Origin of the sequence: Pseudoalteromonas sp. 0802 (assembly GCF_013350085.1) — a bacterium.
GTDB lineage: Bacteria > Pseudomonadota > Gammaproteobacteria > Enterobacterales > Alteromonadaceae > Pseudoalteromonas.
In genome coordinates this window covers 246,543-263,213 of the sequence record NZ_JABVXE010000004.1, presented here as the reverse complement: position 1 = coordinate 263,213, position 16,671 = coordinate 246,543, and the positions used below count along the sequence as shown (strand labels likewise).

Genomic DNA, 16,671 nt, shown 5'->3' with positions numbered 1-16,671 from the left:
GGTCGTTAGCTCAGTTGGGAGAGCATCGCCCTTACAAGGCGAGGGTCACTGGTTCAAGTCCAGTACGACCCACCATTTACTTTTTGAAGCAAAGAGCATCGCAACTCTTTACAACGAAAAGGCTCGGTGGTTAAGTTCAGTAAAACCAACCATTTAATCTAAAACAAAATTTATATGTGGGTCGTTAGCTCAGTTGGGAGAGCATCGCCCTTACAAGGCGAGGGTCACTGGTTCAAGTCCAGTACGACCCACCACATATAAAACCTCCTTATTTTATATCTAGTTTTCAAAAGCATCGCCTCTCTTTACAAAACACAGGCTCGATGATTCAAGTCCAGTACGACCCACCACATATAAATACTTTCTTTAAAGCTTCCTTATCTTTCTAGTTTTCAAAAGCATCGCCACTCTTTACAAAACACAGGCTCGATGGTTCAAGTCCAGTACGACCCACCACATATAAATACTTTCTTTAAAGCTTCCTTATCTTTCTAGTTTTCAAAAGCATCGCCACTCTTTACAAAACACAGGCTCGATGGTTCAAGTCCAGTACGACCCACCACATATAAATACTTTCTTTAAAGCTTCCTTATCTTTCTAGTTTTCAAAAGCATCGCCACTCTTTACAAAACACAGGCTCGATGATTCAAGTTCAGTACGACCCACCACATATAAACACTTCATTAAATACTTTCTTTAAAGCTTCCTTGTTTTATCTCTAGTTTTCAAAAGCATCGCCACTCTTTACAAAACACAGGCTCGATGATTCAGGTCCAGTACGACCCACCACATATAAAACCTCCTTATTTTATCTCTAGTTTTCAAAAGCATCGCCACCCTTTACAAAACATAGGCTCGATGATTCAGGTCCAGTACGACCCACCACATATAACAACCGCTTCTACTATCTAACTTCTACTATCTAACTTCTAAAACCTATCACTCACTACTCCCTTTATTGATATAACCCAAAGCTAAACTTTAAATCATTGCAAAAGCTGTAATTTGCCTTGTCAGCAGCTAGACTGTTTATTATAGTCATCGTTAATGTCACTTAGTCGCAAGTCCAATGCCTGCAAAGATTTTTTCGAAAGCCAAAATTTTAATAGTTGAAGAGCAGCCACTTGCTCAAAGCTATATGAAACAGTCCTTAGAGGGATTGGGGTTTCGTCAGTTGCGTTTTGCTGAGCATGCAATTGCAGCAAAAGAACAATGTCAAATTGAGCAATTTGATCTCATCGTTTGTTCCTTTAACCTTAGTAAACATCAAGATGGTTATCAGCTTTATGAAGAGCTGAAAATGAAGCGTCTTATAAAAAACTCTACCGGCTTTATTTTTATTTCAGCTGAAACAAGCGGCTCGTTAGTCCACAGTGTGCTCGAGCTACAACCAGATGATTTCTTAGTTAAACCCTTTACAATTAACGAATTAAAAAATCGTATTGAAAAAGTGTTATTGCGCAAAAGTAACCTACATCAAATTTATCAACTTATTGATGATGGGAATGACTCCAAAGCAATTAAACAAATTGATACCTTGCTGCAAAACAAAGGTAATAGTTACAGCGCCATTCTATTGAGATTAAAAGGCGACGCCCTACTTCGCCTTAAGCGCTTTGAAGATGCCAAAACATTTTTTAAATCAGTGCTCGATATTCAAAAATTTACTTGGGCAAAAGTTGGTTTAGTCGAAGCGCTTATTGCTAATAATGAACATACCCTAGCACACCGCATGCTTAAGACGATGTTGCAGCGCAGTGAAACGAGACTAGTTGCGCTTGATTTACTGGGTCGATTAGAAATCAAACTCAATAAGTTTGATGAGGCACAGGATTTTTTTAGTAAAGCTGTTGAAATTGCCCCGCGTAACATTGACCGCCAGAAAACCTTAAGTCATGTATCACTGCTTAATCATGATTATGAAAAGAATTATTTAACGCAAAAAGACATTGCCAGTTACGCAAAACACTCAATTCACGATAACCCTGATATATATTTAAATGCAGCGCGCGCAGGGATTGATTTTGCTTTAACGACGGATCAAACCGATCAAGTTAATCGCATTTCGAGACAGACAAACCAGTACTTAAGTGATTTAAAAAAGCAGTTCCCGAATAGTAATAATCAAACACAAATTGATGTTCTCAATGCGCGTTTGCATTATTTAAAAGATGAACATCAAAAGGCTAAAGCACTTATCAATCAACTTGATGAAAGTGACACTCAAATTCGTTCAGTAGATGGTGCGCTCGATAAAGCGAAAGCATTTCATGAGCTTGGTTTTCACCACAAAGCACAGATGCTATTTAACCAAATAATAACTCACTGTGAACGCCACCCATCAGTTAGCGATCCGGTGTATTTACGTTATATTCAACAACAACAAACTGAACGACGAGATATCAAGCTCGGTCCGAAAGAGCTCAATAATCACGCTGTAACACAATTTAATAAAGGTCAGCTCAATACCGCACTTGAAGCCTTCACCCAAGCATTTAGGATCATGCCTAAAAATGCCAGCATCGCTTTAAACCTTCTGCAATGTTTATTCGATACAAATAACCAAGGCCAATCATTTAATTTAGCGCTCGCGAAAAAATGTTTTGCCTTGCTCGATGCACAAACATTAGAAGATGAACAAGCAATCCGCTTTGAAAAAATTAAAGCCCTGGCTGCAAAGTTAAAAATTAAGCTTGCTGAGTAATTGCGTATGGCATCTTCTTTGTTTAAATTTAAAAAGCCCCTCCTAAGCGTTGCGCTTTTAATATTTTGCCAATACAGCTTTGCCTCAGCAACATTACAACATTGGCAACAAGCCAGTATCAATTGGCAAAGTAAAGCAGGTAGCCATATCAATATTTTGGCTGATGAGCAGCCTGCATTTATGGCGTTAAAACCCTACATTCCTTTATTTGAGCAGCTAACAGGGATTTCTGTTGGCTTTCATGCTTTAGAACAATCACAAATGCGTGTTCGTCGCCATCAAGATTTAAGCGAGGCTTCAGGGCTTTACGATGTACTGCCGATGGGGATTACCTTTTTAGGTGAAGCGCAAAGCCAAGGCTGGATTGAGCCCTTGCAGCCTTACATTGATAACCCAAAACTGACAGACAAAACTTGGTATCAGTTAGAAGACATTAGTGAGCGTAGCCTAGCGCTTTGTAAAATTGATAACACGCTATATTCGTTACCATTTGATTTTTCTGCGCCGATTTATTTTTATCGCAAAGATCTTTTCGAACGTTTTAACTTAGCAGTTCCCGATACCTACGAGCAACTACAAGCAACCAAGGTTAAGTTACAACGGGAAATCGACCGCACCCCTTCTTTAAATGGTATGCATGCATTTGCCTCACGGACATTGCCCGGTGCAGGATTAAACACTTGGACTGTATTACCTGTTATGCGTGCTTATGGCGCTGAAGTTATCGACGCGCAGGGCCAGTCAGTTTTTAATAGCCCTGAAACGGCACAAAGCCTACAAGTGTATCGCGACCTAGTAACAGGGTTCGGCAATCCAGATAACAGCCGCTTACTGCATTTTTATGAAATTCGTCGCCTGTTTAAAGAAGGCCGCCTTGCCTCGGCCTTTTTGGCTTCTCATTTTTATAATGAAATAGATACCGCCGAAGAGTCAGATATTTGGAATAAATGGGAAGCTGCCCCCTTGCCTGCGGGTCCAATCGCCAGAGAAACATCTCCTTGGGCATGGGCATTTGCAATTAATAGCAAATCAACTAACAAAGATGCTGCATGGTTATTTATTCAATGGGCAACCAGTGAGCAGACCGCTGCACTACTTAGTACAGGCGGCTCACCGCCTAGGCAAAAAGTGTGGCACGAGAAGCTGTTTACTCTCGTAAACAAACCTGGCTTTAACAAAGCCATGTTATGGGTGTTTGAGCATGCAACGCCTGATCGCCTTCAGGCTGGCATGGTCGAGTTTCCGGTTATAGGCGAAATTATTTAGCAAACCTTTAGCCAAATTTTCTATGGTGCAGATATAAAACAATCAATCAAAAGCACAGACGCAAAAATCAACGCTAATATGCAGGCATTAAAAGTACGGAGCAATATTGAGCAATGAGAGTAAGTATTGCCCACAAAATTTTAATGATCATTGGCTTTACCATTACCCTTATTTTAGGGGCAAGTACGTCGTTGCATGTAATGGAGCTTAAAGAGCAAACACTTTTGAACATGAGTGAAAAAGCTGATGCGATTGTCTCGCCCATGTTGTCAGAAATAAATAGCCTCACAAAAGATAATACCGTGGGGAGTTGGGTGCTTAAAATTCAGGGTCTTACCCTAAAGAACATTTTAAAAAATAATACTTTTGATGATTTAAAAACGATTTACTTTATCGACCAAAATAATTTTATCGCCGCCCACCCGGATAACAGTAAAGTAGATACCCTAGAAACTAACCAAGAGCTGCTAAAACAGCTCAATCCTAAGCATAATGTCATTGTAGCTATGGAGCAGCAATATGTTGTTGCTGTGCCAATTAGCAACTTTCAGGGCGAAAATATCGGTTACGTTATGGTGAGTTTTTCAGATAAAGACTTAGCGTTAAAGACCAAATCGATTATTAGCAATGCGGTTTCGCTGTTTGCTATTTACCTGTTAACCGCACTTATCATCGCCTATATCATTATTCGCCGTATTATCTTGCAGCCCATTGATCAGCTCGTGGAGTTTTCTCATGCCGTGACCACGGGTGATTTAAACTGCCCTATTAATATAAAGAGCCAAGATGAAATAGGTACTCTCGCCAGTGGCTTTAAAATGATGCGCGCTGCGGTTAGACAGCAGATAAACAGCATGCATGAACAACATAGTTTGCTTGAAGACACAGTTGCAAAGCGCACTCAAGAGTACCTTGATGCTAAAGAGCAAGCTGAGCAATCAAATCAGGCTAAAAGTCGCTTTTTAGCTAATATGTCGCATGAGTTAAGAACTCCGCTCAATGCAGTGCTAGGTTTTAGCCAATTACTACAAGATAGCGAAACAGATAAAAATAAGCGTCGTTATTTAGAAGCAATATCAATCTCTGGTAATTCACTGCTTAATGTATTGAATGACATTCTCGATTTATCAAAAATCGATGCTGGTAAAATGCAACTCGATATTGAGCGTGTAGAAATTCCTAAAATGTGCCATGAGCTTAATATGATGTTTTTACAACTCAGTGCGCAAAAGGATCTCGACTTACAAATAAGCTCTCATCCTGAATTAACAACCCCTGTGTTACTTGATAGCAATAAAGTTCGCCAAGTACTAACCAACTTAATCAGTAATGCCATTAAGTTCACTGCACAAGGCAGTGTTAAAGTGTATTTCGATTTTAAAGCTCACGATGACAACAGCAATATTGATATCAAAATTCATGTCACAGACACAGGTAAAGGTATTCCTAAAGATCAACAAGATCTTATTTTTAATGATTTTGAACAAGTACAAGGCCAACGTAGTTCGGAGTTTGGTGGTACGGGTTTAGGTCTTGCGATTTCACTGCGTTTTATCAAGCTAATGGGTGGTGAATTATCGGTGATCAGCGATAAAGATAAAGGCAGTGAGTTTATCGTGTCGTTACCAAATGTTGAATTAGCTGAATCTAAAAATGAAGTGAAACATCGTAACTACCCCGCTATTTCGAGCTACCACTTTAATCCTGCTCGAATTTTGATTGTTGATGATATTCCCTACAACCGTGACTATTTAGAGTCCTTTTTATCGCGCTGGAGCTTTACCGTAGACACGGCTATCAATGGTGAAGATGCCCTTAAAAAAATTGAGCAGCATCAGCCTGATTTAATCATCATGGATTTAAAAATGCCGGTAATGGGCGGGTTAGAGGCAAGTCAGTTAATTCGCAGTGATGATCGCTTCAAGCATATTCCAATCATTGCGGTTACAGCATCGGTATTAAAAGATGATAAGGCGCAATCCAGTATTTTGACAGACTATATAATTAGTAAGCCAATTCACCGTGAGCACCTTATTTTCATCATTGCTCAATACTTAGATTAGGTAATAATTAGATAGAGACTAAACACGCATTAGTTGCGTTTTTTCATCGCTATAGCATTCATGCAATAGCGTAAGCCACTTGGCGGTGGACCATCAGGAAATACATGTCCTAAATGTGCATCGCAAACATTACATACGGCTTCAATGCGCTGCATACCATGGCTAGAGTCCGCGATATAGGCAATGCTTTCAACACTGCTAGGCTGAGTAAATGACGGCCAGCCTGTGCCACTATCGAACTTTTCATCGCCATCAAAAAGTAAGTTGTCACAACATACGCACGCATATTGACCTGGTTCAAATATCGTACATGAATCAGAGCTGTGCGGACGTTCGGTGCCTTTTAAACGGGTTACATAGAATGTATCTTGTTCGAGCTCAGCTTGCCATTCAGATGGCGATTTTTCGACTCGACGTGAAGGTGTTGGGTTACCGTTATGGGCAAACTCTAAAATATCTTGCCAAGTTAACATAATGCTCCCTCAGGGTTGAATACAACAATTGCACAGTACATTACAAGCACTACTAAGGGCAAGCAACGTGTGTCTAGTAATTACTGTGTTTGTAACCTGATATCTATTTGTGCACGTTCACGCTCAGAAAGTAGCTGTGCTAAATGACTATTTATTTGGCTGCTGTTAACACTTAATACGGCTGTTATCAGCTGGTCATTGACATCAGTTACATGGATTATCCCTTCGCCGATTTCAATTTGCTTAATTTGGCCAATTAAAACAAACTCAGCTTTGCGTTTAAAATCGAATAAACCAGCCAGACTTATCAACGCTAGCTGATTCACATCACGCTTTAGTAAATCAGTAATGGGGTTACGCGCTACAAATAACGGAGTTACTCGATAAAGGCTTGATAAAGTAATAAAGCCCCATAACATCACAAACAACGAAAATGCAGCACTGTGCCAAAGTGGCGTAAATACCCATAAAACAATTAATACCAGCGCGATAGTGAGTGAAATTTTTGCTAAAAGCTTATTAATTGCCAACATATTGCAGCCCTATTTCTTTTCAATTGGATCTGGCCAATCATTAAAAAAGACCGACAGATATCTGCTTTTTAATAAATATAACAGTACCCATAACACCAGCACCATTTGGCACGCTAAGAAAAACGAAAACTGATAATGACTGTGCGCAGCCTGATAGGTTAACCAACTTAAATCTGTGATTGCACACAAAATTAATGGCCAGCGCATAAATCGCCAAATAGACGCGAGACGTTTGGCACTTTCAGCATTTTCTTGAGGTCGGCGTAAACAAAAGATCACCGCCGGTAATAAGGCGATTGCCGCAATGGCAATGGCTGTAAAGAAATCGCTTTTCGACTTAAAAAACAGCGACATGATATCTAAATCAGGGCGACGACTCAGCGCCGCCATAATCCATATAAAGTAACTGCGTAACAACACTAACAAAGTTAAATGAAACGCTACTGGGGTTCGATAAGCGCCGTGTTTATCCCAGTATTCTGGACCGTAGCGATTCATATTTGGTTCTTCTTATCGGCAATGATGCCAAGTACCAAAAACGCAGCTGTAAGTGTAAGCGCCAGCCATTTAACACCGAGTAGCAGTAGCAACTTACTTAAAAATGGAGTTACAAACACCACAAGTAGGCCCATACCAAACCCTGTGACCAACACAAAGCAAAGCACGCGAATAATAAAGTGACGACGCGCGACAAAGCGCTTGGTCACTTTAATAATGTCGTTTGCGTACAAGGATAAAAAACACACCACCAGTAGTAATGAAATATTGTAAAGGTGTGGTTGCAGCCAGCTGCCGATTGTTAAAGCAACTGACGACAATGCCTGCAATAGACTATCCATTGTGCTCACTTAAAAGCGCAATAAGGTCAGCCTCAGTTAACACATCAATGCCTAAGTCTTGTGCTTTGGTTAATTTTGAGCCCGCCTTTTCACCCGCAATAAGCGCATCTGTTTTCGCCGATACACTACCCGACACTTTTGCACCTAACGCTTGTAAACGTGCTTTTGCATCATTACGATTAAGCTCACTCAATGTGCCGGTCAGTACGTAAGTTAAGCCAGCTAATGGCTGCGCATCGGCGCTCGGCGCTGTTAATTCTGGCCAGTGAATACCTTGCTCAACCAATGCATTTACAACCGCCATATTATGCTCTTCGCTAAAGAAGCCACGTACATGCTTGGCAACGATTTCACCCACGTCACTTACTTCAGTTAACGCATCAACGCTTGCTTGAGTAATTTTTTCTAGCGTTAAAAAGTGGTTTGCTAAGTTTTGCGCGGTTGCTTCACCCACTTCGCGAATACCTAACGAATATAAGAATTTAGCTAAGGTTGTTTGCTTAGCATCTTGCAGCGCATTAACTAAGTTCTTAGCAGACTTTGGACCCATTCGCTCTAGTGATTCAAAATGGCCTTGTTTAAGAATAAATAAATCAGCAGGCGTTTTGATCAGTTCACGATCAACGAGTTGATCTACAATTTTGTCGCCCAAGCCATCAACATCAAGTGCTTTACGTGACGCAAAATGTTTAATTGCTTGCTTACGCTGCGCTTGGCACACTAAACCACCGGTACAACGGGCAACCGCTTCACCTTCAATGCGCTCCACATGTGAGTCACAAATTGGGCAAGTAGCAGGAAATTCAATGTCTTTAGCATCGTCAGGGCGACGTTCAAGGACAACTTGGGTAATTTGTGGAATAACATCACCTGCACGGCGAATAATCACGGTATCGCCAATTTTAACGCCTAAACGAGCAATTTCATCGCCATTATGAAGCGTTGCATTAGATACCGTTACGCCACCTACAAATACCGGCTCTAATCGTGCTACAGGGGTAATTGCGCCTGTGCGCCCTACCTGAAACTCAACATCAAGTAATTGGGTGATTTCTTCTTGTGCCGGGAATTTAAAAGCAATTGCCCAGCGTGGTGCTCGTGCTACAAAGCCTAAACGCTCTTGTCGTTTTTTGTCGTTTACTTTAATAACCACACCGTCAATTTCGTAGGCTAGGCTACTTCGACGCGTCAAGATATCTTGGTAGTAATCAAGTGCAGCTTGCTGACCTTCAACGAGCTTTGTTTCTGGGCAAAGTGGTAAACCCCAATCGGTAAGTTTAGCAAGCTGTTGGTAATGATCTTCTGGTAACTGCCCATCGGCAACAAGCCCAGTGCTGTAGGCATAAAACATCAGTGGACGTTTTGCTGTTACTTTAGAGTCAAGCTGTCGTAAGCTACCGGCAGCAGCATTACGTGGGTTAACAAAGACTTTGTCGCCACGTTTTTCGGCTTCACTGTTTAGTTTGGCAAAACCAGCGCTGTCCATAAATACTTCACCGCGCACTTCAAGCTCTGCTGGGAAGTCATCGCCACGTAACTTAAGCGGCACATTACGAATTGTTTTCACGTTTTGAGTGATGTTTTCACCTACCATACCATCGCCACGGGTAGCAGCTTGGACCAAAACACCATCACGATAAATAATTGATACCGCTAAACCATCAAGCTTAGGCTCACAACAAAAAGTCAGCTCATTGTTATCCATTAAACGCTCTTTGATACGGCGGTTAAAGGCGGCAAACTCTTCTTCTGAAAAGGCATTATCAAGTGACAGCATTGGCACTTGGTGAGTGACTTGCTCAAACTTATCAAGTGCAGCGCCACCGACTTTTTGAGTCGGAGAGTCTGGGCTTTGAAACTCAGGATTAGCTTGCTCAAGGGCGCTTAATTCGCGCATTAAACGGTCATATTCAGCATCAGGAATGCTTGGTGCATCCAGCACATAGTAATTATGGTTATGCTCTTCTAACTGGGCACGAAGTTGGCTAATTTGCTCAAAGATAGGGCTGGACATGAAAACCTCAAAAATCTACATAAAAAAGCCACTTAGACGACTTAACGCCAAGTGGCCTAACACTTATCATTTATACGAACGTTTAAGCTGAAAAGCTGCGAACTTTCTCAACATACTCACGAACGCTTTCAACCGTCATTTCTTCACGGTTGCTATCTAAAATCGTTGCACCAAATTCATCAGCTAGCTTTTTAGCTGCACTGTGCAACATGTTGAATGCACTTAGACCGTCGCCATCACATGGTAAGGTCATAAATAAGCTAACACCTGCCGTACTAAACTGTTCCATATTATCAATATCGAACGTGCCTGGGTTGTACATATTCACTAAACGGAATAACACCGGACCTGTGCCTGCTGGGTCTAAGTGACGATTAAAGAAACCCTCTTCAGAATACTTAAAGCCTAACATATTAACAGCTGGCAATAATTGGCTGCCATCCATTGTTAAACCTTCTGGCATTTGTAAATGCACAATAATGAAATCGGTTGGAGCTTGTGCGTCTGCTGGCTCTTTTTCAACTTCTTGTTGCTCAGCTTCAGGCTCTTCAACAACCTGTTCTGAAACAGACGGCTCGTCGTGACTTTCTGCTGAAAAGCTTAAATCACCAAACTCTGGCTCATCACGTTCTTGCGGTTTTGCAGTTGCAGGCTCTTGAACCTCGCTGGTTGTTTCGTTCGGTTCAACCCGTTCAACTGAAGGCGTATCTGGGCTGTCCTTTTTACGCACCGACCATAAGCCGTGAATTAATAAACCACCAATGACAAATACACTGATTACGATTAAAGCCCATCTTAATTCTTCGGCCATCCCCTCACCTTTATTATTTGATATGCCTAAATTTTATGCATGTGCCATTTGCACAGCTTGTTCTATATCTACAGCGACCATACGTGATACACCTGGTTCCGCCATAGTTACACCGGTCAATCTGCCTGCCATTTCCATAGCAATCTTGTTATGACTGATATAAATAAATTGTACTGATTGTGACATCTCTTCTACCAAACGGCAAAAACGACCCACGTTCGCATCATCCAATGGCGCATCCACTTCATCTAGCATACAGAATGGAGCTGGATTGAGCCTGAATATTGAAAACACCAATGATAATGCGGTCAGCGCTTTTTCTCCACCACTAAGCAGGTGAATTGTCGAATTTTTCTTGCCTGGTGGCCTTGCCATGATGCTCACCCCACTTTCAAGTAGATCATCACTGGTCAATTCAAGGTAAGCACTACCGCCACCAAACACTTTTGGGAATAACTCCCCAAAGTCTGTATTTACTTGTTCAAAGGTCGCCTTGAAACGATTTTTTGTTTCTCGGTCGATTTTTTGAATCGCCCCTTCAAGGGTATTTAATGCTTGTGTTAAGTCATCAAGCTGCTGATTTAAATAATCGCTGCGCTGTTTAGCCTGCTCAAACTCATCTATTGCCGCTAAGTTCACCGCGCCAAGTTCATTTAATGCTTGCGTGGTTTTTGTAAGCCTCGTTTGCATGCTATTTAAATTGGCATTGTCAGGCAGTTCTTCAAGTACTGTTTTTAAATTTTGTTCCAGTTCTTCAAGTGGCTCTAACGCAGCTTGCGCCTTCACGATTAAACTTTGCTCATCCAGCGCTAATGCTTGCAACTGCTCTTGTAACGTCACCAACTCAGATTGCGATGATTTCAACGCTGTTTGCTTATCAGCAAGCTCCTTTTTAGCTTGACTCAAGGCCGCTTGCAAGTTTTTCAGCTCAACGTCACTTTGTTGATGCTTTTCAAGCAATAGCATAATTTGCTCTGCTACTTCTTCAAGCGGGATCACTAATTCTTCTAGTTGCTCGTTGAGCTCTAATACAGCTTCACTGGCAGCACTTTGTGCGGCATTTGCATGCTGTAGTTTGGTTTCGCTAAGTTGACATTCACTGCGAGCTTTTTGTTCAGCCAAATTTGCTTGATGTGCTTGCGTTTTATATTGCTCAAGCATAGAAGCCACTTGGCGATAGCGGTTATTTGCCTCAGTTTGTTGGTGTTTTGCTTGCTCTAACTCAGTTTCAAGTTCTAATTGCTGCTCTAGCAGTTGTTCTAGTAAACACTGCTGAGTTTGTTGCTGTTCGTCAGCATTTTGCTTTTGCTCAGCCAGTAAGGTTTGACGCTGTTGCAACTTAATAAGCTGGTTTTGCCACTGGGTTTGCTGCTCTAATAGCATATCGCGTCGAGTGCTGGCAGATGCAATCTGCTGAGCTGCTTGGTGAATTCGTTCTCTGTATTGCTCTTTGTCGGCGATAAGTGTTTTCTTGTGAGCTAGATGCTCATTTAGCAATTGCTGCTTAGTTTCTAATTGCTCGTTGAGTTCTTCATCTAACTGCTGAGCATCACTTAGCTGAGCATGCTTTAAAAGCAAAGAACTGTCGGCATCTTTATTGGCATCGGTATGAAAGTTACGACCATGCATACAGCCCTCTTCATCAATCACAGCCAGCCAATATGGATCCGCCAAAATAGCGTCATCAAAACAAGGTTGAAATGCAAACCGTGCTAATAAATCAGGGTAAGCACCCGATTCGATATAATTAGCTAATGACTCTTTTGGTAACTCAGCATTATTAGTTACAGGCCAAACACTGTTAGGCTCTTTATGTTGACTGACCTTTAGATGCTCAAGGCCAAGTAGGGCTTGTTCAATTAGCGGCTCAAAGCCAGAAGCCACCTTTAACTGCGCCAATAGAGAGACACTGTCGCTGTCGGTTTGCTCTGATAACAAAGAGTTAAGCGCAGCTATGCTGGCTCTGTTTTCATTACTGTGCTGCTGAACCCGCTTTAAGTCCTGCTCTAAGTGCTGTTGCTCTTTATCCGCTTGCTCTAGATTTTGAGTGAGCTTATTCAGCGCACTTTGTTGCTGCGCAAGCTCTTTCGTCAGAGCTTGAATTTGCTGTTGTTGTTCTGCAATTTGCGCTGCAACTGGGGTCGCTTCGAGCTCAGTAATTTCAGCGGCAAGTTGTGCCTGCTGAGATTCAAGTTGCGCAACAGTCTGGGCAAAGTGAGCCTGTTGACTCTTTGCTACATTAATATCACTGCTATGAGCTTGGCTTTTCTGTAAGGTGCTTTGATATTGCTCATTGGCGCTTTGCGTTTGTTGCTGTTGCTGTGCGACTTGTTCTTCAACCTCTGCAACTTGCTCAGCGCACAGTAAACTTTGCTCAATCGCTTCTTGTAGCTGCTCTTGTAAAATGGCGGCTGAGGCGTGTTGCTCTTCTTGCAGCTCTTTATTTTGTAACTGCAGTTGTTGCTGTTTGATAAGGTTTTGGCTAAGTGTTTGCTGTTGCTGCTTTAAGCTGATCTGTTGCTGCTCTTTGCGGGTTAAATCAGTATGAGTTTGATGCTGAGCCTGCTGTGCGTCTTGCAGTTTTTGCTGCTCAAGCTGCACCTGATTTTCAAGGCTTGCTAAAACGTCATCGTGGCCAGAGTGCGCTTCTCTAAAGAACTGAATTTGCTCTTTAAGTTTATTAATTTGCTCAGCTTTATCGATTTGTTGTTGGTGTAACTTCTGCCACTTTAAAACCGCAATTTGCCCTTTTAAGGTGCGCTCAGTGGCTTTTAGCTCTCGGTATTTTTTTGCATCGACTGATTGCACTGCAAGTTTATCTAGCTGTGTTTGCAACTCCTGCCTTACATCAAGTAATCGCTCAAGGTTTTCGCGGGTGCTTTTAATACGGGTTTGCGTTTCACGACGACGCTCTTTGTATTTTGAAACCCCCGCGGCTTCTTCTAAAAAAACACGTAAATCAGCAGGTTTGCTCTCAATTAAACGCGAGATCATGCCCTGCTCAATAATCGCATAGCTGCGCGGGCCAAGACCTGTGCCTAAAAAGATATCGGTAATATCACGCTTACGGCATTTACTGCCATTTAGAAAATAAATTGACTGGCCATCTCGGGTCACTAAGCGCTTAATCGCCACTTGGTTTCGATCAGCAAAGGTATTCGGAAGATGGCCACTGGTGTTATCAAACACCAACTCAACAGAGGCTTGTGAAATAGGTTTTCGATTAGTTGAGCCGTTAAAAATAACATCGGTCATGGCATCGCCACGTAAGTTTTTAGCTGAGCTTTCACCGAGCACCCAACGCACTGCATCGATGACATTTGATTTGCCACAGCCGTTCGGGCCGACAACACACGTCATCTGATCAGGAAATGGGATCTTAGTGGGTTCAACAAACGATTTGAAACCCGCTAATTTTATGGTGCTTAAGCGCATCTAATTGTTTTACCGATTTTTATTGTTATTCTTCAATTTAACCCATTTTAGGGTAAAAGGTTAAGCGTGGCGCTTAAAATTATCTAAAATAATACCCGTTGCCATCGCTACATTAAGCGATTCTGCTTGGCCATAAGCCGGAATAGTGATTTTATCAGTAACTAAGCTTTCGCAATCAGTACGTATACCATGAGATTCACTGCCCATTAGTAATACGGCATCTTGTTTAAGAGCAGTTTTGTGGATGTTCTCACCTTCTAAAAATGCACCATACACAGGAAGATTTAAGCTTGGTAAGTAATTAGTTAAGTCAGTTTGTGAGACACACACGCGAGCAAATGAACCCATGGTTGCGCTAATGGTTTTCGGGTTATAAGCATCCGCACTATCTGTGCTGGTAACAATATGCTTAATACCATACCAATCAGCAACACGAATAATCGTTCCTAAATTCCCCGGATCCGACACGCCATCAAGGGCTAAAATAAGTCCCGATGTTGGTAATGCTTGCTGACTTGGCATATCAACAACAGCAATGGCTGCGTTGTTACTAACAAGCGTACTGGCTTTAGTTAGGCTGTCTTCATCTGCTTCAATGACTTGATGGGCTGCAAGCGCTGATTGGTGCGCAGAAATAAATGCAGGAGTCGCAAATATATGAGCAATACTTAGCCCACTGTTTAGTAATTCAAGTACATTTTTTTCGCCTTGAACAAGGTACTGGTTATATTGCTTACGGTATTTCTTTTGACCTAATGCACGAATTAGTTTCAGTTGGTTTTTGGAAATCATAACAGCCTCATAAAATGATTCATTAGTATATCACCAAGGTCACAGATTCTGTACTCGAAAAACCAAGGGGGAAGTGCCAATTGCTTATTCAATCAGCACTTTTAAGAGACGCTGGCTGATAAGAGGTATTAACTAATTTTTGTCAGCCATTCATTTAACCATGGCTCAGTTACAGGCCAAGGTTCAAAATCTTCACAGGCATCAATTTCTAAACGATGACCAACAGGTTTTGCCTGTAAATCGCGAAATAGCTCATCAAAGCTGCGACCTGCACCACAAAACGTATCGCCATAGCTGCGGTCGCCCATAGCAATAATGCCGTATTGCTTGCCTGTTAACATAGGAAATTGATCATTTAATTGGCTATATAAAGCGATTAAATTGTCAGGAATATCGCCCTGACCCGTCGTTGAAGTGATCACTAAAATATGTGACGCAGCCAGCATGTCATCGACCGTGCCATTTTCAACTAATTGCGCTTGATGCTCAGATTTTTCAATAACTTCAATAACTTGTTCACTTAAACGCTCAGCACCGCCGTAAACACTGCCGACAAAAATACTAATGGTTGCCATAATAATCCTTTTCTTCTGTTGGCCAGCCAAGTTGCTGGCAAATCGTTAACATTGCATCGCCTAAAGGCGCTCTAATTGTTATTGGTTGCTTGCTATAAGGGTGCACAAACTTTAATTCAGAGGCAAATAACATTAAACGACGAAGCTGAAAATGCTCTCTAAAAAATTGATTATGCTGGTTATCACCATGATTTACATCACCAATAATTGGCAATGATAAATGTTTTAAATGACGACGAATTTGATGTTTGCGGCCAGTTTTTGGAAAACACTCCACCAGCGAGTAACGAACTGTTGGGTATTTACCAATTGGAATAGGCAAGCTTGCTTGGTGCAGGCAATGAAATTGCGTTTGTGCTTCTTGCGGTGCTTTATTTTGATCAGCAAACTTGTCAGCGATTTTATCAAGCTCTTCTTTTAAAGGTTTATCTAAGAAGATTGATTCGTTTAAAAAGCCTCTTACTAAAGCTAAATAACGCTTTTCAATTTGCCCATCAATAAATAACTGATTCATATCACGGGCTGCTTCTGAACTTAACGCAAACAGTAATACGCCTGAGGTTGGTCTATCTAAACGATGTACAGGAAACACGTGTTGACCAATTTGGTCACGCAGCATTTGCATCGCAAATTGGGTTTCGTGTTTGTCTAAAAACGAACGGTGAACCAATAAACCGGATGGCTTATCAATCGCAATGTAATTTTCATCGCGGTACAGAATCGTTAACTCGTCAAATTGTGGCTTAACACTCTCTTGCATCTTAGTCATCACTCAAAAGTTGATCGAGTTTTTGTAAAACGTTAATCACATCATTACCGCCGCTGTGTTGTGCCAGCATCATTTCAGCCATAGGCGCAATTGCAAAATTACGGGGTAAAGGCTGAGCGTGTGTGATTAAGGCATGCATTTTTTCAAGAAAAACAAATTGCAGCCATTGCTCAAAAGCCATGGTGTCATGACAAAACGGTACACTAGAATTGAGTGCACTTGGGTCAATCGGTGTTGTTTGCCAAAGTGAATGGCGTTGTAATGTGGATTCTAATTCGCGCAGCAGCGCCAAAGTCTGTTGATGCATTGTAAAACTCTTAATACCTTTGTGCTTAGTATACCCTGTTCCAAGGCGCCATGGTATGGCGTATAATTCGCGGCTGATATAGATTAATAA

General features: G+C 41.6%; 13 protein-coding genes, 1 tRNA gene and 2 pseudogenes. 5 read left to right on the top strand and 11 right to left on the bottom strand.

What is annotated here, in order from left to right; all coding sequences use genetic code 11:
- Positions 1-178: 178 nt before the first annotated feature.
- From HUS61_RS10620 to HUS61_RS10605, 4 genes are all read left to right on the top strand, one after another.
- Positions 179-254 (top strand) — tRNA-Val (locus tag HUS61_RS10620).
- A gap of 815 nt (positions 255-1,069) precedes the next feature.
- Positions 1,070-2,704 carry a response regulator gene (locus tag HUS61_RS10615; RefSeq protein WP_175082777.1) on the top strand — a complete coding sequence of 545 codons (1,635 nt, stop codon included), beginning with the start codon at positions 1,070-1,072 and terminating at the stop codon, positions 2,702-2,704.
- A 6-nt stretch (positions 2,705-2,710) separates the two neighbouring features.
- Positions 2,711-3,970: an ABC transporter substrate-binding protein gene (locus HUS61_RS10610; RefSeq protein WP_175082778.1), complete on the top strand. Its 1,260-nt coding sequence runs from the start codon at positions 2,711-2,713 to the stop codon at positions 3,968-3,970.
- Between the two features lie 113 nt (positions 3,971-4,083).
- The gene (locus HUS61_RS10605) at positions 4,084-6,033 is read left to right on the top strand and encodes an ATP-binding protein (RefSeq protein ID WP_175082779.1); all 1,950 of its coding nucleotides are present in this window, start codon (positions 4,084-4,086) and stop codon (positions 6,031-6,033) included.
- A 29-nt stretch (positions 6,034-6,062) separates the two neighbouring features.
- On the opposite strand, the pseudogene msrB reads toward HUS61_RS10605, so the two are convergent.
- Positions 6,063-6,425 (bottom strand): annotated as a pseudogene (msrB, locus tag HUS61_RS10600) (peptide-methionine (R)-S-oxide reductase MsrB); the annotation flags it as partial.
- Positions 6,426-6,444: 19 nt separating this feature from the next.
- On the opposite strand from msrB, the pseudogene HUS61_RS21890 reads away from it, so the two are divergent.
- A pseudogene (locus HUS61_RS21890) lies at positions 6,445-6,525 on the top strand (hypothetical protein); the annotation flags it as partial.
- A gap of 61 nt (positions 6,526-6,586) precedes the next feature.
- Here the strand turns inward: HUS61_RS21890 and HUS61_RS10595 are convergent.
- The 10 genes from HUS61_RS10595 to HUS61_RS10550 all read right to left on the bottom strand — a co-directional run bounded on the left by HUS61_RS10595 (position 6,587) and on the right by HUS61_RS10550 (position 16,581).
- Positions 6,587-7,039 carry a hypothetical protein gene (locus HUS61_RS10595; RefSeq protein ID WP_175080962.1) on the bottom strand — a complete coding sequence of 151 codons (453 nt, stop codon included), beginning with the start codon at positions 7,037-7,039 and terminating at the stop codon, positions 6,587-6,589.
- A gap of 9 nt (positions 7,040-7,048) precedes the next feature.
- Complete coding sequence (locus HUS61_RS10590; protein WP_054553711.1) at positions 7,049-7,537, bottom strand: DUF2919 domain-containing protein; 489 nt, start codon at positions 7,535-7,537, stop codon at positions 7,049-7,051.
- On the bottom strand, positions 7,534-7,878 hold the full coding sequence (locus HUS61_RS10585) for a DUF3392 family protein (RefSeq protein ID WP_175082780.1): 345 nt from the start codon (positions 7,876-7,878) through the stop codon (positions 7,534-7,536). Before HUS61_RS10585 ends, HUS61_RS10590 begins: the two co-directional genes overlap by 4 nt.
- On the bottom strand, positions 7,871-9,892 hold the full coding sequence (ligA, locus tag HUS61_RS10580; RefSeq protein WP_175082781.1) for an NAD-dependent DNA ligase LigA: 2,022 nt from the start codon (positions 9,890-9,892) through the stop codon (positions 7,871-7,873). The genes HUS61_RS10585 and ligA overlap by 8 nt, the downstream gene beginning before the upstream one ends.
- 82 nt (positions 9,893-9,974) lie before the next feature.
- Complete coding sequence (zipA, locus tag HUS61_RS10575) at positions 9,975-10,703, bottom strand: cell division protein ZipA (RefSeq protein ID WP_175082782.1); 729 nt, start codon at positions 10,701-10,703, stop codon at positions 9,975-9,977.
- Between the two features lie 33 nt (positions 10,704-10,736).
- Entirely contained in the window at positions 10,737-14,138 is a 3,402-nt protein-coding gene (locus HUS61_RS10570; protein ID WP_175082783.1) for a chromosome segregation SMC family protein, read from the bottom strand.
- Between the two features lie 60 nt (positions 14,139-14,198).
- Positions 14,199-14,930: an RNA methyltransferase gene (locus tag HUS61_RS10565; RefSeq protein ID WP_175082784.1), complete on the bottom strand. Its 732-nt coding sequence runs from the start codon at positions 14,928-14,930 to the stop codon at positions 14,199-14,201.
- Between the two features lie 128 nt (positions 14,931-15,058).
- Entirely contained in the window at positions 15,059-15,505 is a 447-nt protein-coding gene (locus tag HUS61_RS10560) for a flavodoxin (protein ID WP_054563623.1), read from the bottom strand.
- Positions 15,492-16,265, bottom strand: coding sequence for a tRNA pseudouridine(65) synthase TruC (gene truC / locus HUS61_RS10555; protein ID WP_063527466.1), 774 nt, complete (start codon positions 16,263-16,265; stop codon positions 15,492-15,494). The genes HUS61_RS10560 and truC overlap by 14 nt, the downstream gene beginning before the upstream one ends.
- Position 16,266: 1 nt before the next feature.
- Positions 16,267-16,581: a YqcC family protein gene (locus HUS61_RS10550; protein ID WP_130150670.1), complete on the bottom strand. Its 315-nt coding sequence runs from the start codon at positions 16,579-16,581 to the stop codon at positions 16,267-16,269.
- Positions 16,582-16,671: the final 90 nt, after the last annotated feature.